Source organism: Corynebacterium halotolerans (genome assembly GCF_050107895.1).
In the GTDB taxonomy this organism is placed as follows: domain Bacteria; phylum Actinomycetota; class Actinomycetes; order Mycobacteriales; family Mycobacteriaceae; genus Corynebacterium; species Corynebacterium halotolerans_B.
In genome coordinates this window covers 1-16,570 of the sequence record NZ_JBNILW010000007.1, presented here as the reverse complement: position 1 = coordinate 16,570, position 16,570 = coordinate 1, and the positions used below count along the sequence as shown (strand labels likewise).

Annotated in this window: 12 protein-coding genes, 1 tRNA gene and 2 pseudogenes; 5 read left to right on the top strand and 10 right to left on the bottom strand. The window is 66.3% G+C overall.

Annotated features, from left to right (window positions below; all coding sequences use genetic code 11):
* The first annotated feature begins 57 nt into the window (after window positions 1-57).
* The gene (locus ACQCVD_RS08230) at window positions 58-591 is read left to right on the top strand and encodes a peptidylprolyl isomerase (RefSeq protein ID WP_426823255.1); all 534 of its coding nucleotides are present in this window, start codon (window positions 58-60) and stop codon (window positions 589-591) included.
* 118 nt (window positions 592-709) lie between these two features.
* Window positions 710-1,432, top strand: coding sequence for a rhomboid family intramembrane serine protease (locus ACQCVD_RS08225; protein ID WP_426823254.1), 723 nt, complete (start codon window positions 710-712; stop codon window positions 1,430-1,432).
* Between the two features lie 781 nt (window positions 1,433-2,213).
* On the opposite strand, the gene crgA is transcribed toward ACQCVD_RS08225, so the two are convergent.
* Both crgA and ACQCVD_RS08215 read right to left on the bottom strand, forming a co-directional pair.
* On the bottom strand, window positions 2,214-2,483 hold the full coding sequence (gene crgA, locus ACQCVD_RS08220) for a cell division protein CrgA (protein WP_426823253.1): 270 nt from the start codon (window positions 2,481-2,483) through the stop codon (window positions 2,214-2,216).
* 262 nt (window positions 2,484-2,745) lie between these two features.
* A complete protein-coding gene (locus ACQCVD_RS08215; RefSeq protein ID WP_426823252.1) occupies window positions 2,746-3,528 on the bottom strand; it encodes a thioesterase family protein in 783 nt (260 codons plus the stop codon).
* Between the two features lie 510 nt (window positions 3,529-4,038).
* Here ACQCVD_RS08215 and ACQCVD_RS08210 point away from each other — a divergent pair.
* Entirely contained in the window at window positions 4,039-5,391 is a 1,353-nt protein-coding gene (locus tag ACQCVD_RS08210) for an MFS transporter (protein ID WP_426823251.1), read from the top strand.
* 222 nt (window positions 5,392-5,613) lie between these two features.
* Here the strand turns inward: ACQCVD_RS08210 and pknB are convergent, their stop codons facing one another.
* Genes pknB through ACQCVD_RS08175 form a run of 7 tightly spaced genes read right to left on the bottom strand, consistent with a single transcriptional unit; the run spans window position 5,614 to window position 15,310 of the window.
* Complete coding sequence (gene pknB / locus ACQCVD_RS08205; protein WP_426823250.1) at window positions 5,614-7,632, bottom strand: Stk1 family PASTA domain-containing Ser/Thr kinase; 2,019 nt, start codon at window positions 7,630-7,632, stop codon at window positions 5,614-5,616.
* Window positions 7,629-9,266, bottom strand: coding sequence for a protein kinase domain-containing protein (locus ACQCVD_RS08200; protein WP_426823409.1), 1,638 nt, complete (start codon window positions 9,264-9,266; stop codon window positions 7,629-7,631). Before ACQCVD_RS08200 ends, pknB begins: the two co-directional genes overlap by 4 nt.
* A 53-nt stretch (window positions 9,267-9,319) precedes the next feature.
* Window positions 9,320-10,768, bottom strand: coding sequence for a penicillin-binding transpeptidase domain-containing protein (locus ACQCVD_RS08195; protein WP_426823249.1), 1,449 nt, complete (start codon window positions 10,766-10,768; stop codon window positions 9,320-9,322).
* A 1-nt stretch (window position 10,769) separates the two neighbouring features.
* Window positions 10,770-12,236 (bottom strand): FtsW/RodA/SpoVE family cell cycle protein, encoded by a 1,467-nt coding sequence (locus ACQCVD_RS08190; protein WP_426823248.1) that lies wholly within the window; start codon window positions 12,234-12,236, stop codon window positions 10,770-10,772.
* Window positions 12,237-13,736: a protein phosphatase 2C domain-containing protein gene (locus ACQCVD_RS08185; RefSeq protein ID WP_426823247.1), complete on the bottom strand. Its 1,500-nt coding sequence runs from the start codon at window positions 13,734-13,736 to the stop codon at window positions 12,237-12,239.
* Window positions 13,733-14,224, bottom strand: coding sequence for an FHA domain-containing protein FhaB/FipA (locus ACQCVD_RS08180; RefSeq protein WP_426823246.1), 492 nt, complete (start codon window positions 14,222-14,224; stop codon window positions 13,733-13,735). The genes ACQCVD_RS08185 and ACQCVD_RS08180 overlap by 4 nt, the downstream gene beginning before the upstream one ends.
* A gap of 39 nt (window positions 14,225-14,263) precedes the next feature.
* Complete coding sequence (locus ACQCVD_RS08175) at window positions 14,264-15,310, bottom strand: DUF3662 and FHA domain-containing protein (RefSeq protein ID WP_426823245.1); 1,047 nt, start codon at window positions 15,308-15,310, stop codon at window positions 14,264-14,266.
* Window positions 15,311-15,773: 463 nt separating this feature from the next.
* On the opposite strand from ACQCVD_RS08175, the gene ACQCVD_RS08170 reads away from it, so the two are divergent.
* Both ACQCVD_RS08170 and ACQCVD_RS08165 read left to right on the top strand, forming a co-directional pair.
* A tRNA-Leu gene (locus ACQCVD_RS08170) sits at window positions 15,774-15,857 on the top strand.
* Window positions 15,858-16,172: 315 nt separating this feature from the next.
* Window positions 16,173-16,442, top strand: a pseudogene (locus ACQCVD_RS08165) (class I SAM-dependent DNA methyltransferase); the annotation flags it as partial.
* On the opposite strand, the pseudogene ACQCVD_RS08160 reads toward ACQCVD_RS08165, so the two are convergent.
* Window positions 16,440-16,570 (bottom strand): annotated as a pseudogene (locus ACQCVD_RS08160) (IS5/IS1182 family transposase); the annotation flags it as partial. The pseudogenes ACQCVD_RS08165 and ACQCVD_RS08160 overlap by 3 nt on opposite strands.

The window sequence follows — 16,570 nt, the reverse complement described above, 5'->3', positions numbered from 1 at the left end:
CGGCGGTGAGCGGAACTGCTCACCGCCGTTGCCCGCGATAGCTGTGTATTCACTAGTATGGTCACCATGACTTTGAAGACAGCTACCGCAACGCTGCACACCAACCACGGTGACATCGTTGTCGAACTCTTTGGCAACCACGCCCCGCAGACCGTCGAGAACTTCGTCGGGCTGGCGAACGGCACCCAGGACTACAAGACCGAGAACGCCCAGGGCACCAACGAGGGCCCGTTCTACGATGGTGCCATCTTCCACCGCATCATCAGCGGCTTCATGATCCAGGGCGGCGACCCGACCGGCACCGGTCGTGGCGGCCCCGGTTACATGTTCGCCGACGAGTTCCATCCCGAGCTGCGTTTCGACGGCCCCTACAAGCTGGCCATGGCCAACGCCGGCCCGGGCACCAACGGCTCCCAGTTCTTCATCACCCTGGGCCCGACCCCGCACCTGAACAACGCCCACACCATCTTCGGTGAGGTCACCGACGAAGCTTCCCGCAAGGTCGTCGACGAGATCGGCGCTGTGGGCACCGACCGCATGGACCGCCCGGTCGAGCCGGTCGTCATCGAGTCCGTGGAGATCTCGGAGTAGTCCGAGCCACCCCACCCTGTCCACTGGCCTGCGGACCCGCCAGGAAGCCTCGTAGGGGCTTCCCGCCGGGTCCGCAGGCTTTTTGTGTCCCGCCGGGGTACCCCGTCCCCCTGGCTGCATGACCTCTTCGAAAGGACCCGGTACCGTGCGCGACTGGCTCGCCCGATACACCCGGGAGGCACCGGTGACCTCCCTGTTCATCTCCATCTCCTGCCTCGTGTGGGCCGTCACCGCCCTCCAGTCCCGGTCGCTGATCCACAGTCTGGCAGGTTCTTCGTTGGGGGACGCCTGGATTCTGTGGGGACCGGAGGTGGTGGGAGAACCCTTCGGTCTGGCCCGCACCATCGGGGCGATTTTCCTGCACCTGGATCTGGGCCACCTGGCCGTCAACATGTTCTTCCTCATCCTGGTCGGCCGGGAGATCGAGAAATTCTACGGCAGTCCGCTCTACGCCACCATTTTTCTGGCCGGCGGCATCGGGGCGTCCGCCACCATCCTGTGGTTGGAACCGCTGACCCCCACCGCCGGGGCGTCCGGAGCGCTCTACTGTCTCCTGGCGGTGTTCGTCACCGTCAGCCTGCGCCGGGGCACCGATCTGCGGGCACCGCTGGTGTTGATCGCGGTCAACGTGGCCTACACCTTCGTGGCCTCCTCCGTCTCACTGTGGGGACATCTGGGTGGCCTGGCCACCGGCATCGTGCTGGCGTTCCTCCTGGCCTCGCGGTCCCGCCGTGTCCAGGTGGCGGGGACCACGGGAGTTCTTCTCGTGGTGCTCGTACTGGTCCTCTGGTGGAATGTGACCACCGCTAACTCAGGGATGGCGGGATTGCTGACGGGGTGAAATCGACTGGCTGGATCGGTTCTCACCGCAGTTCACAGTGTTGGCAACAGCCGGGCTTCGGCCCGGCATTTTTGTTGTCTACCTCTCACCTCTCCGCAGGTTGGGGATAACCTCGGCGTGTTGTCCACCGGTTATCCACTTCCTGCCAAAGCTCACTGTTATCCACAGGAGTTGTCCACATTGTGGACAATTACAAAGTTGTAATTTATCGAACGCCTCCGCTGAATCTTCGAGCCTTACACATATTCACAGGCACTTTGGGGATATTTGCGAACTGGTGTGCGATCACCCAAAGTTGTGCACAGAGTTATCCACAGGCTGTGGAGACTGTGGAAAGTGCGGTGCTGCGAAGTTTATGCACAGATTTACCCACAGGCTGTGGATAACTTCCTTGCAGAGGGTGTGAGAATATGTGGTTCCGGAAGGAGACGGACAGGAACTAGCCAGATACCGCATGGGAATCGGGTGAAGTCGAGCGGGGGAAGCTCCCTACTCCCTGTGAATCAAGTGGAGAAACCTGTCCTTGGGGGAGAGGTGGGTCTCCTTTTTCGGAGCAGACGAGGTCACCAGGGGTTGAGATTTTCGGATACAGCTTCGCCGACATCCTGGCCGGTAAAAACATTCGGCTCGCTGACCTCCCGCGCCGACAGTGGGGTGTCCGCGCCGGTGTGAGGTGCGGCGTTGACAAGCTTGGGTGAGCTTGAAGATTCCGAGAGAGGTCTCCAGAAACGGGAAAACCCCGACCACAGCGGCCGGGGTTCACTCGGAAGGGGAGGGGAGATCAGCGCCAGCCCATGGTCATCAGCAGGCCGATGATGAACAGCCCGAAGCCGATGCCGTAATTCCAGGCGCCGAGTTCCAGCATGAAGGGGATCTGCTCGCCGGCCAGGTAGTTGACCACCAGCCAGATCAGGCCGAGCAACATGAAGCCGAACATCAGCACCTTGTACCACATCGGGGTTCCACCGGTGTTGATCTTGACCGGGGTGCGGTGAGCGGTGCCGCTGGAGGCCTGGGGTACCGAGTTCTTCGTGATTTTTGCCTTAGGCATGAGGACCTCTTCGTGGTGGTGAGTGAACGTATCCTGGTGCAGGCCGACTGATGGATGACGACACCGATGCTGGGATGGCATCCACGAAACCGGATCGGGGAATCCAGTTGTTATCAGGACCTGCAGGTTTTCCTTCGTCGATTCTAGCAGGCCACCGGCCCGTGATCGCCCCGGGGAATTACCGGGGGCCGCGTCGACGAAGTCCCGGCGCCTCCTCCAGTGAGGTCCCGGCCGCAACGCAGGGCGCCGGTCACCGTGGTCCTTAAAGTCGCCGGACGGTCAGGCTCTGTTCCACCCGGCCCACGGGGCCGTCGACGTCATGCAGGGTGGAGCTGGTGATGCCGATGCCGGAGGTGCCCCAGTCGACGCGGGTGTCCAATCCGGTCCAGGTGCCGACCGGTTTCCGGAACAGATGCACGGTCAGGTCCACGTTGGGAAACATCCACTGCTCCGGGCTCTGCCGCACGGCGACGCCGTTGGCGGTGTCGATGCGGGCGAAGTACTCGGCGATCTCCACCGGTTTCTCGCCCTGGACCAGTTGTGTCGGAGAGGTCAGCCACGCAGCACCCCGGCCCGGCCGCGTAGTGAGGGCTTCCCGGGCCTGCAGCTGGGTCATGAAACCACCGGACCACGTACCGCCGAGATCGCGGACCGGGCAGTTCTCGGGTGCCGGCAACGGGGTGATCTCGGAGGCTGCCGCCTCTGTGGTGTCGGTGGGAATGAGGTACCAGGCCCGGGCCGTGATCACGCTGCGGTCCCGGATGTGCAGGGTGGCCTGGACCAGTTCAATGGTCCGCCCCGGCCTGAGCACCTCAACCCGGATGTCCACCTCAGCAAGGGGGATGCGCCCCAGGATGTCGAAGGACATCCGGGCCAGTTGAAGATGCTGGGTGGGAGTGTCCTCACGCGACTGCTCAATGACGTGCAGCATCAACCCCGCCATGGGGCTGAAATGGTGGTCCTCCTTCGACCAGGCCCCCACGGCATGGCGGGTGGGCTCAAAGGTGGTGGGACCGGTACGGATGAAGTAGGAAGCCGTGCTCATGCCGCAATCCTAGGCCAGGAGACGGGCGGGAACCGGGCTTGGTCACCATCGCCACCCGGGCTTCCCGCCTTCCCCCTCCTTCCACATCGAACGGGAGACTGCACTGAAACCCTGAGGTACACCCCTAACGCCACCCTGGGGCAAAATGTAAGCTACGTCTCCGCAGGTCGGACCACCATGAGTCTTCCCGGTTCCGTTTACGGTGCGTCCGCTTTTGTGTCCTGTGGCGTGAGTCCTAATCTTGTGTCTGACCACCTTCCCTCACAGGGCTGGACAGGTTGGACAGTGCCGCCTCCGATGTTCAGATCTCACTGAGATCAGCTGCTCTCCGTTGCGTCCCTCGCCCACGACCAGCGATTACGTTCCAGCCGAAACACCATCTCAGGAGCAGGTCGCTTCGTCGCCAGGTATCCGGCTGAACGGCGTTTTCTGACCCTCGATCCCGCGGCCGGAAGATCTCTGCCTGGGTTATCCGCTGCCCCCGACACACCGAAACTGAGGTTTAAACACATGACGTCTCCCACCCGCGCCACTGCCACACGCAGCACGGCCATTGTGACCGTCCTGGCCTGGCTGGCTGCCATGCTCGACGGCTTCGACCTGGTTGTTCTGGGCGCAACCCTGCCCTCGATGCTGGAGGATCCACACTGGGAGCTGACCGCCGTGCACGGCACCCAGATCTCCACCGCCGGCCTGATCGGCATGATGATCGGTGCCATGGTCATCGGCGTGCTCACCGACCGCTTCGGCCGCAAGAAGATTCTGGCTGTCAGCGTGTTCCTGTTCTCCGTGCTCACTCTGCCGCTGGCTTTTGACCTGGAGGTCTTCTGGTTCATCCTCTTCCGCTTCCTCGCCGGACTGGGCCTCGGTGGCGCACTACCGACGGCGATCTCCATGGTCACCGAGTTCCGCTCCCGGGATAAGGCAGGTTCCTCCTCGACCCTGCTGATGACCGGCTACCACGTCGGTGCGGTGTTGACCGCACTGCTGGCGATCTGGGTCATCGACGCCTTCGGCTGGCAGGCGATGTTCCTGATCGGTGCGATCCCGGGCGTTATCCTGGCCCCGCTCATGCTGGCCTTCATGCCGGAATCCCCGCAGTACCTGCGCGTGAGCGGCCAGGGAGAGCGCGCCCGGGAGATCGCGGAGCAGTACGGACTCGAGCTCGACGATGCCCTGGACCGACAGGCGAACCAGGAGGTCGAGGACAAGAGCTCGCTGGCTGCCCTGTTCACCTCGAACTACCGCCGCAACACCCTGGTCATCTGGGCCACCTCCTTCATGGGACTGCTCCTGGTCTACGGAATGAACACCTGGCTGCCGCAGATCATGCGGCAGGCCGATTACGATCTGGGTAACTCCCTGGGCTTCCTGCTGGTTCTCAACGTGGGTGCCGTCGTCGGCCTGCTGATCGCCGGCACCCTGGCCGACCGGTGGACCCCGCGCTCGGTGGCACTGTTCTGGTTCGTCGCCTCCGCGGTGTTCCTGGCACTGCTGGCCGTGCGCCTGCCGCTGGTGGGCATCTACGTGATCGTGTTTGTGACCGGCGTCTTCGTGTTCAGCTCCCAGGTGCTGGTCTACGCCTTCGTGGGGGCGAACCACCCCTCCTCGATGCGGGCGACCGCCATGGGCTTTTCCGCTGGCGTAGGCCGCATCGGTGCGATCTCGGGCCCGCTGCTGGGCGGCATCCTGGTCTCGGCGAACCTGGCCTACCCGTGGGGATTCTTCGCCTTCGCCGGCGTGGGTCTGCTGGGGGCACTGATCTTCAGCATCTCCCGCAACCAGCATCCCCGGGGTGCGATCGTCACGTCGGAACCGCGTGCCAAGGGCACCGGCCACGAGACAAACCCGCACGTCCAGTAGTACTTCGCTGCAGGGCAGGAACGCGGCATGACACGCATCGTGTCATGCCGCGTTCCTGTGTCCTCGTTGTCCTCGTCGTCCCTGCCGAAGCGGTCATCGACCGTTGCCGCAGCCGGATACTCCATTGCGGCCTCCCGGAATCCCGGTCCTTCCCGGGAATGACAAAAACGGGGGAGGGCTCCGGTGTTCACCGGAACCATCCCCCGTCCCCGGGCCCGGGCGCTACCGCGCCGGGTTCAGTGCGGAGAGGCTGAACTCGTAGTAGCGGACGTTGATGTCCGCGTCCCGGCGGACAGTGTCCCCACCCGCCGGCGTGCTCACCGCGATCAGTCCCTGATCCACCAGGGCACCCGTGTCCACCGTCTCCCCGGCCACCAGCTGGGAATCCGAACCCTCCCAACCGGCCGAGCGCAGCGCGGACAGGGCATCCCCCTTGTCCAGTCGGGTGATGTCGGGCATCTGGATCAGCTGACCGTTGGAAACTTGCACCGTCACGGTGGAACCGCGGGGCTGCTCGGTGCCCTGGTTAGCCACGCTGAGCACCCGTCCCTCATCCTCCATGGAATCCACGTACTCCACCTCCGGCACGAATTCCAGGGAGGTCAGGGTGTCCTGGGCCTGGGACCAGTCCATGCCGCTCAGCGACGGCACCCGCACCAGCTCGGCGCCGGTGGATACGGTGATCGAGACCAGCGAGCCCATCGCCAGCTGGGAACCGGCGGTGGGGTTCTGGCCGATCACCAGGCCTGCGGCCACCTCGTCACTGCTGTCCTCCTGCACAGTCGAGTCCAGCTCCAGACCGACGTCGCTGAGGGCACTCGCGGCCTCCTCGGTGGTCATGCCCCGGATGTCCGGCACGGTGGTGATCTCCTCACCGGTGGAGACCACCAGGGTGACCTCCGTGCCGCGCTGCAGCTGGGAGCCGACGGAGGGGTCGACGCGGATGACGTTGCCCTCGTCGATGTCCGGGCTGGGTTCCTCCACGACGTCGACGGTCAGGCCCGCCTCCTCCAGCTGGGCCACCGCCTCATCCTCCGGCTGGTCGAGCACGTCCGGGACGGTCACCATCGCGCTTTCAGTGCGCTGCTCGCTTTCCCCGGTCGGCCGCAGGGCATCCCAGGCGAAGGCGGCGACCACACCCAGGGTCACCACCAGCAGCAGCGCCGCGGCGGTGGCCAGCCACCGGTTCTTCCTCCGGTCCGCATCATCGGCCCGCCCCGTCGGTCCCGGACGGTCCGGGGTGCGGTGGGTGGCGGCGACCGCCCCGCCGACGGCAGCCGCGCCCGCCGGAGCCACCATCGTCGGGTGCTCCTCGTGGGCGACCTTGGTCGGCGCGACGTCGGCACCCGTGCCCCCGGCCTCCGGGCTCAGGTGGGTCCGCGCGGCGCGGGTGACCGCGTTGCGCGCGAGCAGCTGCAGGTCCTCACCCATTTCCGCGGCATCCTGGTAACGGTCGGCCGGGTGTTTGGCCATGGCCGTGAGCACCACCGAATCCACGTTGATGGACTCGGTGGGGGTCAGTCCCGCGATCAGTTCCGACGGCGGTGTGGCGTCCTCCTGGACGTGCTGGTACGCCACCGCGAAGGGGGTTTCGCCCTCGAACGGCGGGCGGCCCGTGATGATCTCGTAGAGCACGCAGCCCAGGGCGTAGATGTCGGAACGGCCGTCCGCGGGTTTGCCGCGGGCCTGCTCCGGCGACAGGTATTGGGCCGTGCCGATCACCGCGGAGGTCTGGGTCATGGCGGAGGTGTTGTCGTCCAACGCCCGGGCGATGCCGAAGTCCATGATCTTCACCGCGCCGGTGTTGGTGATCATGATGTTCGCCGGCTTGACGTCGCGGTGGATGATGCCGGACTCGTGCGAGGTATGCAGAGCGTCGCAGACCGGTGCCAGGGTGGCGGCGGCCGCTGCGGGGCTCATCGGCCCGTCCTCGCGCACGACGTCGCGCAGGGTGCGGCCGTGCACGCGCTCCATCACGATGTAGGGCACGGCGATGCCGTCCACCTCGGTCTCGCCGGTGTCGTAGACCGCGACGATGGACGGGTGATTCAGCCGTCCGGAGTTCTGCGCCTCACGGCGGAACCGCTCGCGGAAGTTGACGTCCCGGGCCAGCTCGAGCCGCAGTACCTTCACCGCCACGCCCCGGCCGAGGAGGGTGTCCTGGGCGGCATAGACCTGGGACATGCCACCGTTACCGATGTTTTCGCCCAGCTCATAACGATCATCGATCACATGAGTCACAGCGCACCGCCTTCCGTAGAGTCAGTCTGGGCGCCGCCCGCGCCGGTGTCGCCACCGGGCGGGGTCGTTCCCAGAGGCGCGGCGGGTACGTCCGGCGCGCTCTGCGGGGGCACGGTCGTTCCGGCCCCGCCGTTGCCACCGGTGTCTCCCCCGGTGGGGGCGGTGGCGCCCCCATCCCCGGTACTGTCGCCGCCACCGCCGGTTTCGTTACCTCCACCGGTGTCACCCGGATCGGGTTCCGGGGTGGCGGTGTTCGACTGCGGTGGGGGAACATCCCCGCTTTCCGAGGGTTCCTGCGATCCGGAGGTCGGGGAGCTCGGCCGCGCCGAAGTCTCCGGACTGGTGGCCGGCGGCGGCTGCCAGGTCTGCGTCTGCGGCGGCTCGGGGTCCTCCTCGGTGGGCGTGACGTACTCGGTCACGATCTCCGGGCTCGGGGTCGGTGGGGAGGTGGGGTCCTCCCCACCGGAAAACGCCCCGTTGGCCGCCAGGTAGATGCCGCCGGCGGCGGCCGCCGCCAATCCCAGGGCGATGACGACACCCGTGCCGAAGCCACCCGGGCCGGAGTTCTTCGGCTGCGGCTTCGCCGGGATCGAGGTGGGGCCGGCGGGGCCTGCCGTCCGGGTCGCCCCGGCCGTGCCCGCCGCACCGCGCGCACCGCTGCCCGCGGCGGCGGTGACCACGGTGGCCGGCTGGGCGACGTTGCCGAGCGCGACCGTCGAGGCGGTGGGGGAGGGCTCCCGCGCCACCTGGGTCATGGCCGCGGACTTCGGCTGCGGCGGCCGGTTACCGCCGCGCACCGCCGCCACCGCCAGCGCCAGTTCATTGCCGTCGGCGAAGCGGGTGTTCGGGTCCTTGCGCAGGGAGATGCCGATCAGCTCGCGGGCCTGCGCGGTCACCGAGGTCGGCAGCGCCGGCGGGGCCTGGTTGATGTGGGCGATCACGACCGAGACCGAGGAGTCGCCGGCGAACGGTCGTCCACCGGAGAGCATCTCGTAGCCGACCACGCCGAGGGAGTAGACGTCGGAGGCGGAGGTGACGGTGTGGCCCTGGGCCTGCTCCGGGGAGACGTACTGGGCGGTGCCCACCACCATGCCGGTGCGGGTCAGCGGGACCGCGGCCGCCGCCTTCGCGATGCCGAAGTCGGTGATCTTGACCTGTCCGTTCTGGGTGACCAGCAGGTTGCCGGGTTTGATGTCGCGGTGGACCAGCCCCATGCGGTGGATCACGGCCAGCCCGTGCGCGGCCTGCTCCATCACGTCCAGGGCGAGCGCCTCGTGGAGGGTGCCCTCCCGGGAGAGCAGGTCCGCCAGCGACTCCCCGCGGACGAACTCCATGGCGATGAAGCAGAAGGTGTGGCCCGCCGGATCCGGGATCTCGCGGAAGTCATAGGTGCGCACCACGTTCTCGGAGGTGATGGACTCCGCGGCGATCGCCTCGTTGCGGAAGCGGTCCAGGAACTCCCGGTTGTCGGAGAACTCCGGCCGCAGCACCTTGATGGCCACCTCACGCTCGTGGACCATGTCATCGGCCAACCACACGGTGGACATGCCGCCGTGGCCGATGATCCACTGCAGCTGGTAGTCCTCGCCGATCAGGCGCTGCAGCCGTTCCCGGCCGGTGGTGTCGGCCCCCACCGATTCATGCCCGGCGCGGGTGCCGTCGTGCTCGTCGTTGCTCACTGTTCACCTCACTCCCTGGCGTTCTGCAGCGCGGAGTTGAGGATCTCCCGGCCGATCGGGGAGGAGACGGAGCCACCGGTCGCGCTGCTGCCCTGCCCGCCGCCGTCCTTGACGACGACCGCGACCGCCACGTCGGCGTCCTCGCTCGGGGCGAAGGCCACGTACCAGGTGTGCGGCGGGACGCCCTCGCCGTGCTCGGCGGTACCGGTCTTGGAGGCGATGTCCTGCCCGGTGTAGCCGGAGGTGTTGCGCTCGGAGGCGCGCATCAGGTCCGTCAGCTCCGCGGCGACCTCGGGGCTGATCGCCTCGTTCATCTCCTCGGGGCTGCGGCTGCGCAGCTCCTGCAGGTCCGTGCCGGTGACCCGGGAGACCAGGTACGGCGACATCCGCACCCCGTCATTGGCGACGACCGAGGCCATCACCGCGGCCTGCAGCGCGGACATGGTGACGTCGCGCTGCCCGATGGCGGTCTGCGCCAGGGAGGCGTCGTCGGGGATCTCACCCAGGGAACCGGGCGAGGTGGGCAGCCCGATGTCGTACTGCTCGCCCACGCCGAAGGCGGTGGCCGCCTCCCGCATCGCCTCATCGCCGACGTCCATCGCCATCTCCGCGAAGGCGGTGTTGCACGACAGGGCGAAGGCGGTCTGCAGGGTCACCTGACCACCGCCACCACAGGTCTGGGCGTTGTAGTTGGTCAACCCAGTGTTGGTGTTCGGCAGCGTGATCGACGAGGCCCCCGTCAGCGAGGAACTGCTGTCATAGCCGTTGTCCAAACCGGCGGCCGTGGTGATGATCTTGAAGATCGATCCGGGCGGCAGGGTCTCCTGCGTGGCGGTGTTCAGCAGCGGGTTCGCCGGATCACTGTTCAGCTGGGACCAGGCGTCCTCCGCGGTGGCCGGGTCCACGATCTGGTTCGGGTCATAACCCGGGGTGGAGGCCAGGGCGAGGATCTCACCCGTCGAGGGCCGCAGCGCCACGGCGGCACCCTCGTAGCCCCGTTCCGCCAGGGCGTTGTAGGCGGTCTGCTGGACGGCGGGCACCAGCGTGGTCTCGATGTTGGCGCCCTCGTTGTCCTTGCCCGTCAGCGTGTCCAGCCACTGGGAGGCGGCCAGGGAGGGATCCGTGCCGTTGAGGATGTTGTTGTAGCTGGACTCCAGACCGGAGGCGCCGTAGATGTCCGAGAGATACCCCGTGACCGGCCCGTAGGCGGTGGGGTAGTTGTTGTCGTAGGTGCGGTGGTAGATCCCCTCGTCGTCCTGCCAGCTGCTGGCCAGTACCTGCCCGCCGGCCGTGATCTGGCCGCGGGGCTGGGTCTTCATCTCCAGGAAGGCACGGTTGTTGAGGGGGTTGGCCGCGTACTCGTCGTCGCGGAAGGCGTGGATCACCGTCAGGTTCACCATGAGGATCAGCACCAGGAGCAACGAGAAGATCGCGACGAAGCGAATGGAACGGTTCATCTCAGTTCACCTGCCCGGATCCGTCCGCGGCACGCCGTGCCGACGCCCCACCCGGGACGTTGCCGGCTGCGTCACCCGGGTACTGCTGGAAGATGCCGGTCTCCGAGCCGTCCGGCTCATGCCCCAGCGCGTACTGGGGCCGGCCCGCCGGGGTCGGGGGAGCGGGCTCCGCTTCGGTGGGGCGGCGGGCGGCGTTGGAGATCCGCAGCAGCAGGCCCACCAGGATGTAGTTCGCCATCAGGGAGGAACCACCCTGGGACATGAACGGGGTGGTCAGCCCGGTCATGGGCATGAGCGCCGTGACACCGGCGACGACCACGAAGATCTGGATGGCCACCGTCAGCGACAGGCCGGAGGCCATCAGCTTGCCGTAGGAGTCCTTCGTGTTCAGCGCGGCACGGAAGCCGCGGGTGACCAGCAGCCCGAACAGCATCAGGACAGCGGCCAGACCGGCCAGCCCCAGCTCCTCACCGACGGCGGCGAGAATGAAGTCCGAGTGGGCCACCGGGACCTGTTCCGGGTAACCCTGGCCCAGGCCGGTGCCGGAGACCCCGCCCCAGGACATGCCGAACAGGGCCTGGGAGAGCTGGTAGCCGGTGGTGTCGTAGTGGGCGATGGGGTCCAGGAAGTTGTCCACGCGCTCCTGGATCTTGCCGGAGATCAGGTAGATACCGACCGCACCGACCGCGACCAGCACCGAGCCGATCAGCAGCCAGGAGACCCGGCCGGTGGCCAGGAACAGCATGCCGAGCACCGTGGTGAACAGCAGCAGCGCCGGGCCGAAGTCATTCGAGACGGCCATGATCAGGATGGCGACGGCCCAGACCGCGAGGATCGGCGCGAGGTCCCGCAGGCGCGGGAACTCCATGCCGAAGATGCGGTAGCCGGCCACCGTGAACAGGGCGCGCTTGTTCACCAGCAGCTGCGCGAAGAAGAGCAGCAGCAGGATCTTGGAGAACTCACCGGGCTGCACGGAGAACGGGCCGATGGAGATCCAGATGCGGGCGTCGGCATTCATGGAGGTCGGCCAGACCAGCGGCAGGGCCAGGAAGACCAGGCCAATCAGGCCGAGCAGATAGCTGTAGCGCGAGAGCCACCGGTGGTCCCGGATGATGGCCAGGACACCGATCAGCAGGATCACCCCCACCAGCGTCCACATCACCTGCCGGTTGGCCATGGTGTTGCCCGTGGCCAGGTCCAACCGGTAGATCATCACCAGACCCAGCCCGTTGAGCAGGGCCACCACCGGCAGGATCACCTGGTCCGCGTACGGCGCGGTGAAACACAGCGCGAGGTGCGCGATGGTGAACACGACGATGTAGCCACCGATCAACCAGAGGATCTCGGTGGTCAGGGTGTTGCCCTGGGACAGCTCGAGGTTGACCAGGGCGGCCGCGATGATGATCGCCGCCAGGATCAGCAGCCCCATCTCGGTGCGGCGCATCACGATGTTCTTCAAGGCGTTCATCTAACCCACTTCCCGACAGTCGACGCCGGGGGTGTTGCGGTCCCCGGCAGTGGCGGCGTTTGCTTCCGGGTTCCCGGCGCCCGCGTCGGCGGCGTCGGCCGGGTTCTCATCCCCGGACGGTGTCTCACCCTCGGGGGTTTCCCCCTCCCGGGTGACACAGACCGGCAGGGCCGAATCGGCCAACCGGCGCATCTGCTGCAGCACCTCGTCATAGGAGCCGCCCGGCAGGCCTGACACGGAGGAGCGGGTGGATTCCGGCAGATCGTTCAGGGAGAACGGGTTGCACTCGGTGTCCCCGGCCTCCCCGGTGCCGGTCATGCGCAACCGGCCCTGCTCGTTCAGGCAGGCCTGCTGGTACTGCTCGTTGAGGTCCCTGCCGAAGACGGAGAAGTCCACCCCCTTCCAGATGCCCAGCTCCTCCTGATCCGTGGTGGCCACGTAGTAGGTGTTCTGCACCTTCGTGGTCAGCCACCACCCGGCACCGGCCACCCCGATGAGCACGATCAGCACCACGATCAGGGTGATCAGCGTCCGGCCGAAGGAACGACCACTCCGGCCGGAATGGTCGTCCTCCTCGTCGTCGGCGGCTTCCGGGGGTTCCGGGGCACCGGCCAACGGCTGCGGTTGCGCCTCCCCGCTGGGGGCGATGGTCTGGGGACGGCGGCTGATCGCCGCGGCCCGACCGGCAGCCGTGTTCGGGTGCGTGAGGGCGTCGGCCGCCTCCCCGCTGAGCGCGCCCACGGTGACCGGTGTGGCCTGCAGGGACTGGGTGGCCGTCGTCGGCTCATCGGTGACGACGTCGGCGATGACGACGGTCACGTTGTCCGGGCCGCCGGAGCGCAGGGCCAGCTCCACCAGCCGGGCCGCGGCCTCGGCCGGTGTCCCGGTGCCCAGGGTCGACTCGATGGTGGAGTGTGTGACCGGGTCTGACAGTCCGTCGGAGCAGAGCAGGTAGCGGTCCCCGAGGCGCGGATCCACGTTCAGCAGCGTCGGTTCCACCGGCCGGCCGGTGTAGGCCTTCAGGATCAGCGAACGCTGCGGATGGGTGGACACGTCCTCCGGGTCGAGCTTGCCGTCGCGGACCAGGGACTGGACGAAGGTGTCGTCCACCGTGATCTGCTGCAGTTGGCCGTCGCGCAGCCGGTAGCCGCGGGAATCGCCGACGTGGCAGAGCGCGAGCTCGTCCCCGTTGAGCATCAGGGCGGACAGCGTGGTGCCCATGCCCTCGGTCTCCGGGTGCTGCCGCACGTGCTCCGCGATGGAGAGGTTGGCGTCCTCGGCGACGCCGCCCAGCAGGGCGAGCATGTCATTGTCGCCGGCGTCCGCATCCAGCTTCTGCAGATGGTTGATCATCAGCTGGGAGGCGACCTCTCCCGCCGCGTGGCCGCCCATGCCGTCGGCGAGTGCCAGCAGATGGGGCCCCGCGTAAGCGGAGTCCTCATTGTTGTTCCGGACCAGCCCGCGGTCCGAGGCGGCGGCAAACTCGAATCGCAGCGTCACGGAATCAGCCTCACTGTCGTTCTGCCGACCTTGATGTCACTGCCCACGGTCACGCTCTCGGGCTGATCGATGCGGTAACCGCCCACGAAGGTGCCGTTGCGGGAATCGAGGTCCTCGACGAACCAGTCATTGCCGCGGCGGAAGAGCCGGGCGTGGCGGCCGGAGGCGTAGTCGTCACCGACCACGAAGGTGCAGTCCGGACTACGGCCCAGCACCACCTCATCCAGCGCGGTGATCTCCATGTGGGAGCCCTTCAACGGCCCCTCCACGATGGTCAGCTCGCGGGCCTGCTCACCGCGCTTGCGGGGCGGTGGCGGCGGAACCGCGGGGGTGGCCACGGCGGCGGACTTGTTCTTCCGGCCACGGCGACCCGTGACACCGGCGGCTGCGTTGGCGTCCCGGCGCATGGCGTTGATCGCCATGAGCACGAAGAACCACAGCAGCACCAGCAGTGCGATCCGGAACGACAGCAGGATCAGAGAATCCATGCGGTCTACCTCCTCAGTTGGGGTCGGCGGGGTGCGGGATCAGCGCCCGGTGATGCGGACTTCAATGTGGGAGTGCCCCAGGGTGATCACGTCACCGTCCGCCAGCAGCCAGTTTTCCACCGGGGTGTCATTGACGGTGGTGCCGTTGGTGGACTGCAGGTCCACCAGGACGGCATCCCGGCCATCCCAGGTCACTTCGGCGTGCTGCCGGGACACCCCGGTATCCGGAAGCCGGAAATCGACGTCATTGCTACGGCCGATGATGTTCGAACCCTCGTGGACCAGGTAGGTCCGGCTGGAACCGTCCTGCAACAGCAGGCTCACCGTCGGGCCGGAGCCGGTGTCCGGGGTGACTGCACCGTCCGGGGACTGCGCCGCCATGTGTTCGGTGGCCGCATTGCTGCGTGCTTCCTGATTACCGGAATCGCTCATGTTCTCACTTTCTTCGTGGGATTGCCCCGCGTCGGCTCCGGCGGAGGGATCGACGGTACCCGGTGCCCCCGCCGCCGAAGCGGCGACGGCACCGGCACCCGCCCCGAGACCGGCTGCCCCGGACGCGACTGCGCCGGAGTTCCGGTCGGAGGAGGCGGGGACGTCGGAATCCGCGGACCACTCGGTTCCGGCGGCGCCGGGATCTTCCTCGTCCCCCGTGGAGGACTCGGAAGCGACCAGTTCGGAATCGTCGAAGCCGCTGCGCCCGGCGGGCTGCGGCGAGGACGTGGAGGAGACCTTCAGCTGTCCGGTGCGCATGCCGGAATCGCCGCCGATCGTGACGACGACCGGGCCGGCCAGGGTCCACCCCTGGTTACGGCAGTACCGGGCCATCTGATCGGCGAACGAATCCGGCAGCTCCGGGCTCTGCTCCGAGAGGTTGCGGAAATCCTTCCCGCTCACACCGACCGAGTAGACATTGGGAGCCTCGATGACATCGTCATAAGTGCGGACAATATTGTCCTCGGCCTCCTGCTTGAGCAACTCATCGATTTCAGCGGGCACGACCCGGCCACCGAAGACCAGCGCGAAACTGTTGTCGAGGCCGCGCTGCAGGGCACTGTCGAGCTTGGCGAAACGCCCCAAGACGGACATTTGCGACCTCCTCCTCCAACTCCTTTGACGGAAACAATCCAGCTGACGCCGGTCCCATTCCCAGGAGGTAACAGGCCCGGCACCAGTCTGACCGTGCCGGCTCCTCAGGGTGAGGAGCAGGCACGGCCGGAAACGGATGACAGAAACTTTCACTCGTACGAACATCGGGTGGCCCGAATGGCTTCCGGGTGCCGTCGGCACGTCAACGCGTAGTGCGTTCACGCCCCATCATGCCCCGCTTCTTTCCAGATCAAAAAGGGAAGCACCAATGGTCGGCCGTACGATCCCCATCAGTATAGAGGGCAACACAAGTGAAAACGTAGAGATAACACCACAGGAGACAGGTTTCTGTCTTGATCCGTAGAGGGAAAATCCGTGCATTTAGCAGGTGATTTGCGGAACTGAGTGGGGCGCATGCTATCTTAAATAAGTCGCAAGGCACTAGCCGAGCGGATACCACCCGGCCCGGGTGGCGGAATTGGCAGACGCGCTGGCTTCAGGTGCCAGTGTACGCAAGTACGTGGGGGTTCAAGTCCCCCCCCGGGCACAGTGAGCGGTTCTCGAACCGCAACGACCGGAGGTCACAAACTCGAAAGAGGGTGTGGCCTCTGGTTTCTTTTGTTTTTGGCACCGGGTGGCCATGAAATGTGCTTTGGGGGAGTTTCGGGCGCAAGTTCTGGTTTCAGGCTGTCTCCAGTCACTTTGCAGGGGTTTAGATTATCTCGCCTTTTATATCGACCTTTATTGTTCAACGCAGCCAGGTGGGGTCCGTCACCCTTTGCCAACAGTCGTTAAGAGGGCGGTGCCGCCACTCCGATAAGCTTGAAGCAAAGAAATTTAATGATAAATAAGGAGCTTGGGTGTGGCTAGACTCAATCTGCGGGCGGTAGAAGAACGTGTCGCACCGCTTGGAGGACGTGAATCTTACGACCGAAACTTCATTTTCGACTTGCTCCTGGCTTACGGGAAGCCAAAAGGCAATGTGACGCGGCTCCGTAAGGGCTCGCTCAACGTCGCCGCAGACCTTGACCAGGAAGTCGCGCAGAAGAACGTCGTTTACTTCCGGGAGACCACGGGTGATCCGCTCCGCGAGGTAGAGGAACTGCGAACCTCGCCCCACGTCGTGCGGTATAAGAGATCGCGCGGATAGGTCAGGGTCGTTGGGTCGGGCGAGTCTCCCAGCGATAGGTGCTCCAGGCTTCCCGGACCAGCCGGCGGACAACGATCACGGCGTTGGCTAAAGAAATGAACGCTTCAATG

Coding starts and splice junctions, on each gene's coding strand:
- ACQCVD_RS08230 (WP_426823255.1), top strand. CDS start 58: ATGGTCACCATGACTTTGAAGACAGCTACCGCAACGCTGCACACCAAC.
- ACQCVD_RS08225 (WP_426823254.1), top strand. CDS start 710: ATGACCTCTTCGAAAGGACCCGGTACCGTGCGCGACTGGCTCGCCCGA.
- crgA (WP_426823253.1), bottom strand. CDS start 2,483: ATGCCTAAGGCAAAAATCACGAAGAACTCGGTACCCCAGGCCTCCAGC.
- ACQCVD_RS08215 (WP_426823252.1), bottom strand. CDS start 3,528: ATGAGCACGGCTTCCTACTTCATCCGTACCGGTCCCACCACCTTTGAG.
- ACQCVD_RS08210 (WP_426823251.1), top strand. CDS start 4,039: ATGACGTCTCCCACCCGCGCCACTGCCACACGCAGCACGGCCATTGTG.
- ACQCVD_RS08195 (WP_426823249.1), bottom strand. CDS start 10,768: ATGAACCGTTCCATTCGCTTCGTCGCGATCTTCTCGTTGCTCCTGGTG.
- ACQCVD_RS08190 (WP_426823248.1), bottom strand. CDS start 12,236: ATGAACGCCTTGAAGAACATCGTGATGCGCCGCACCGAGATGGGGCTG.
- ACQCVD_RS08180 (WP_426823246.1), bottom strand. CDS start 14,224: ATGGATTCTCTGATCCTGCTGTCGTTCCGGATCGCACTGCTGGTGCTG.
- ACQCVD_RS08175 (WP_426823245.1), bottom strand. CDS start 15,310: ATGTCCGTCTTGGGGCGTTTCGCCAAGCTCGACAGTGCCCTGCAGCGC.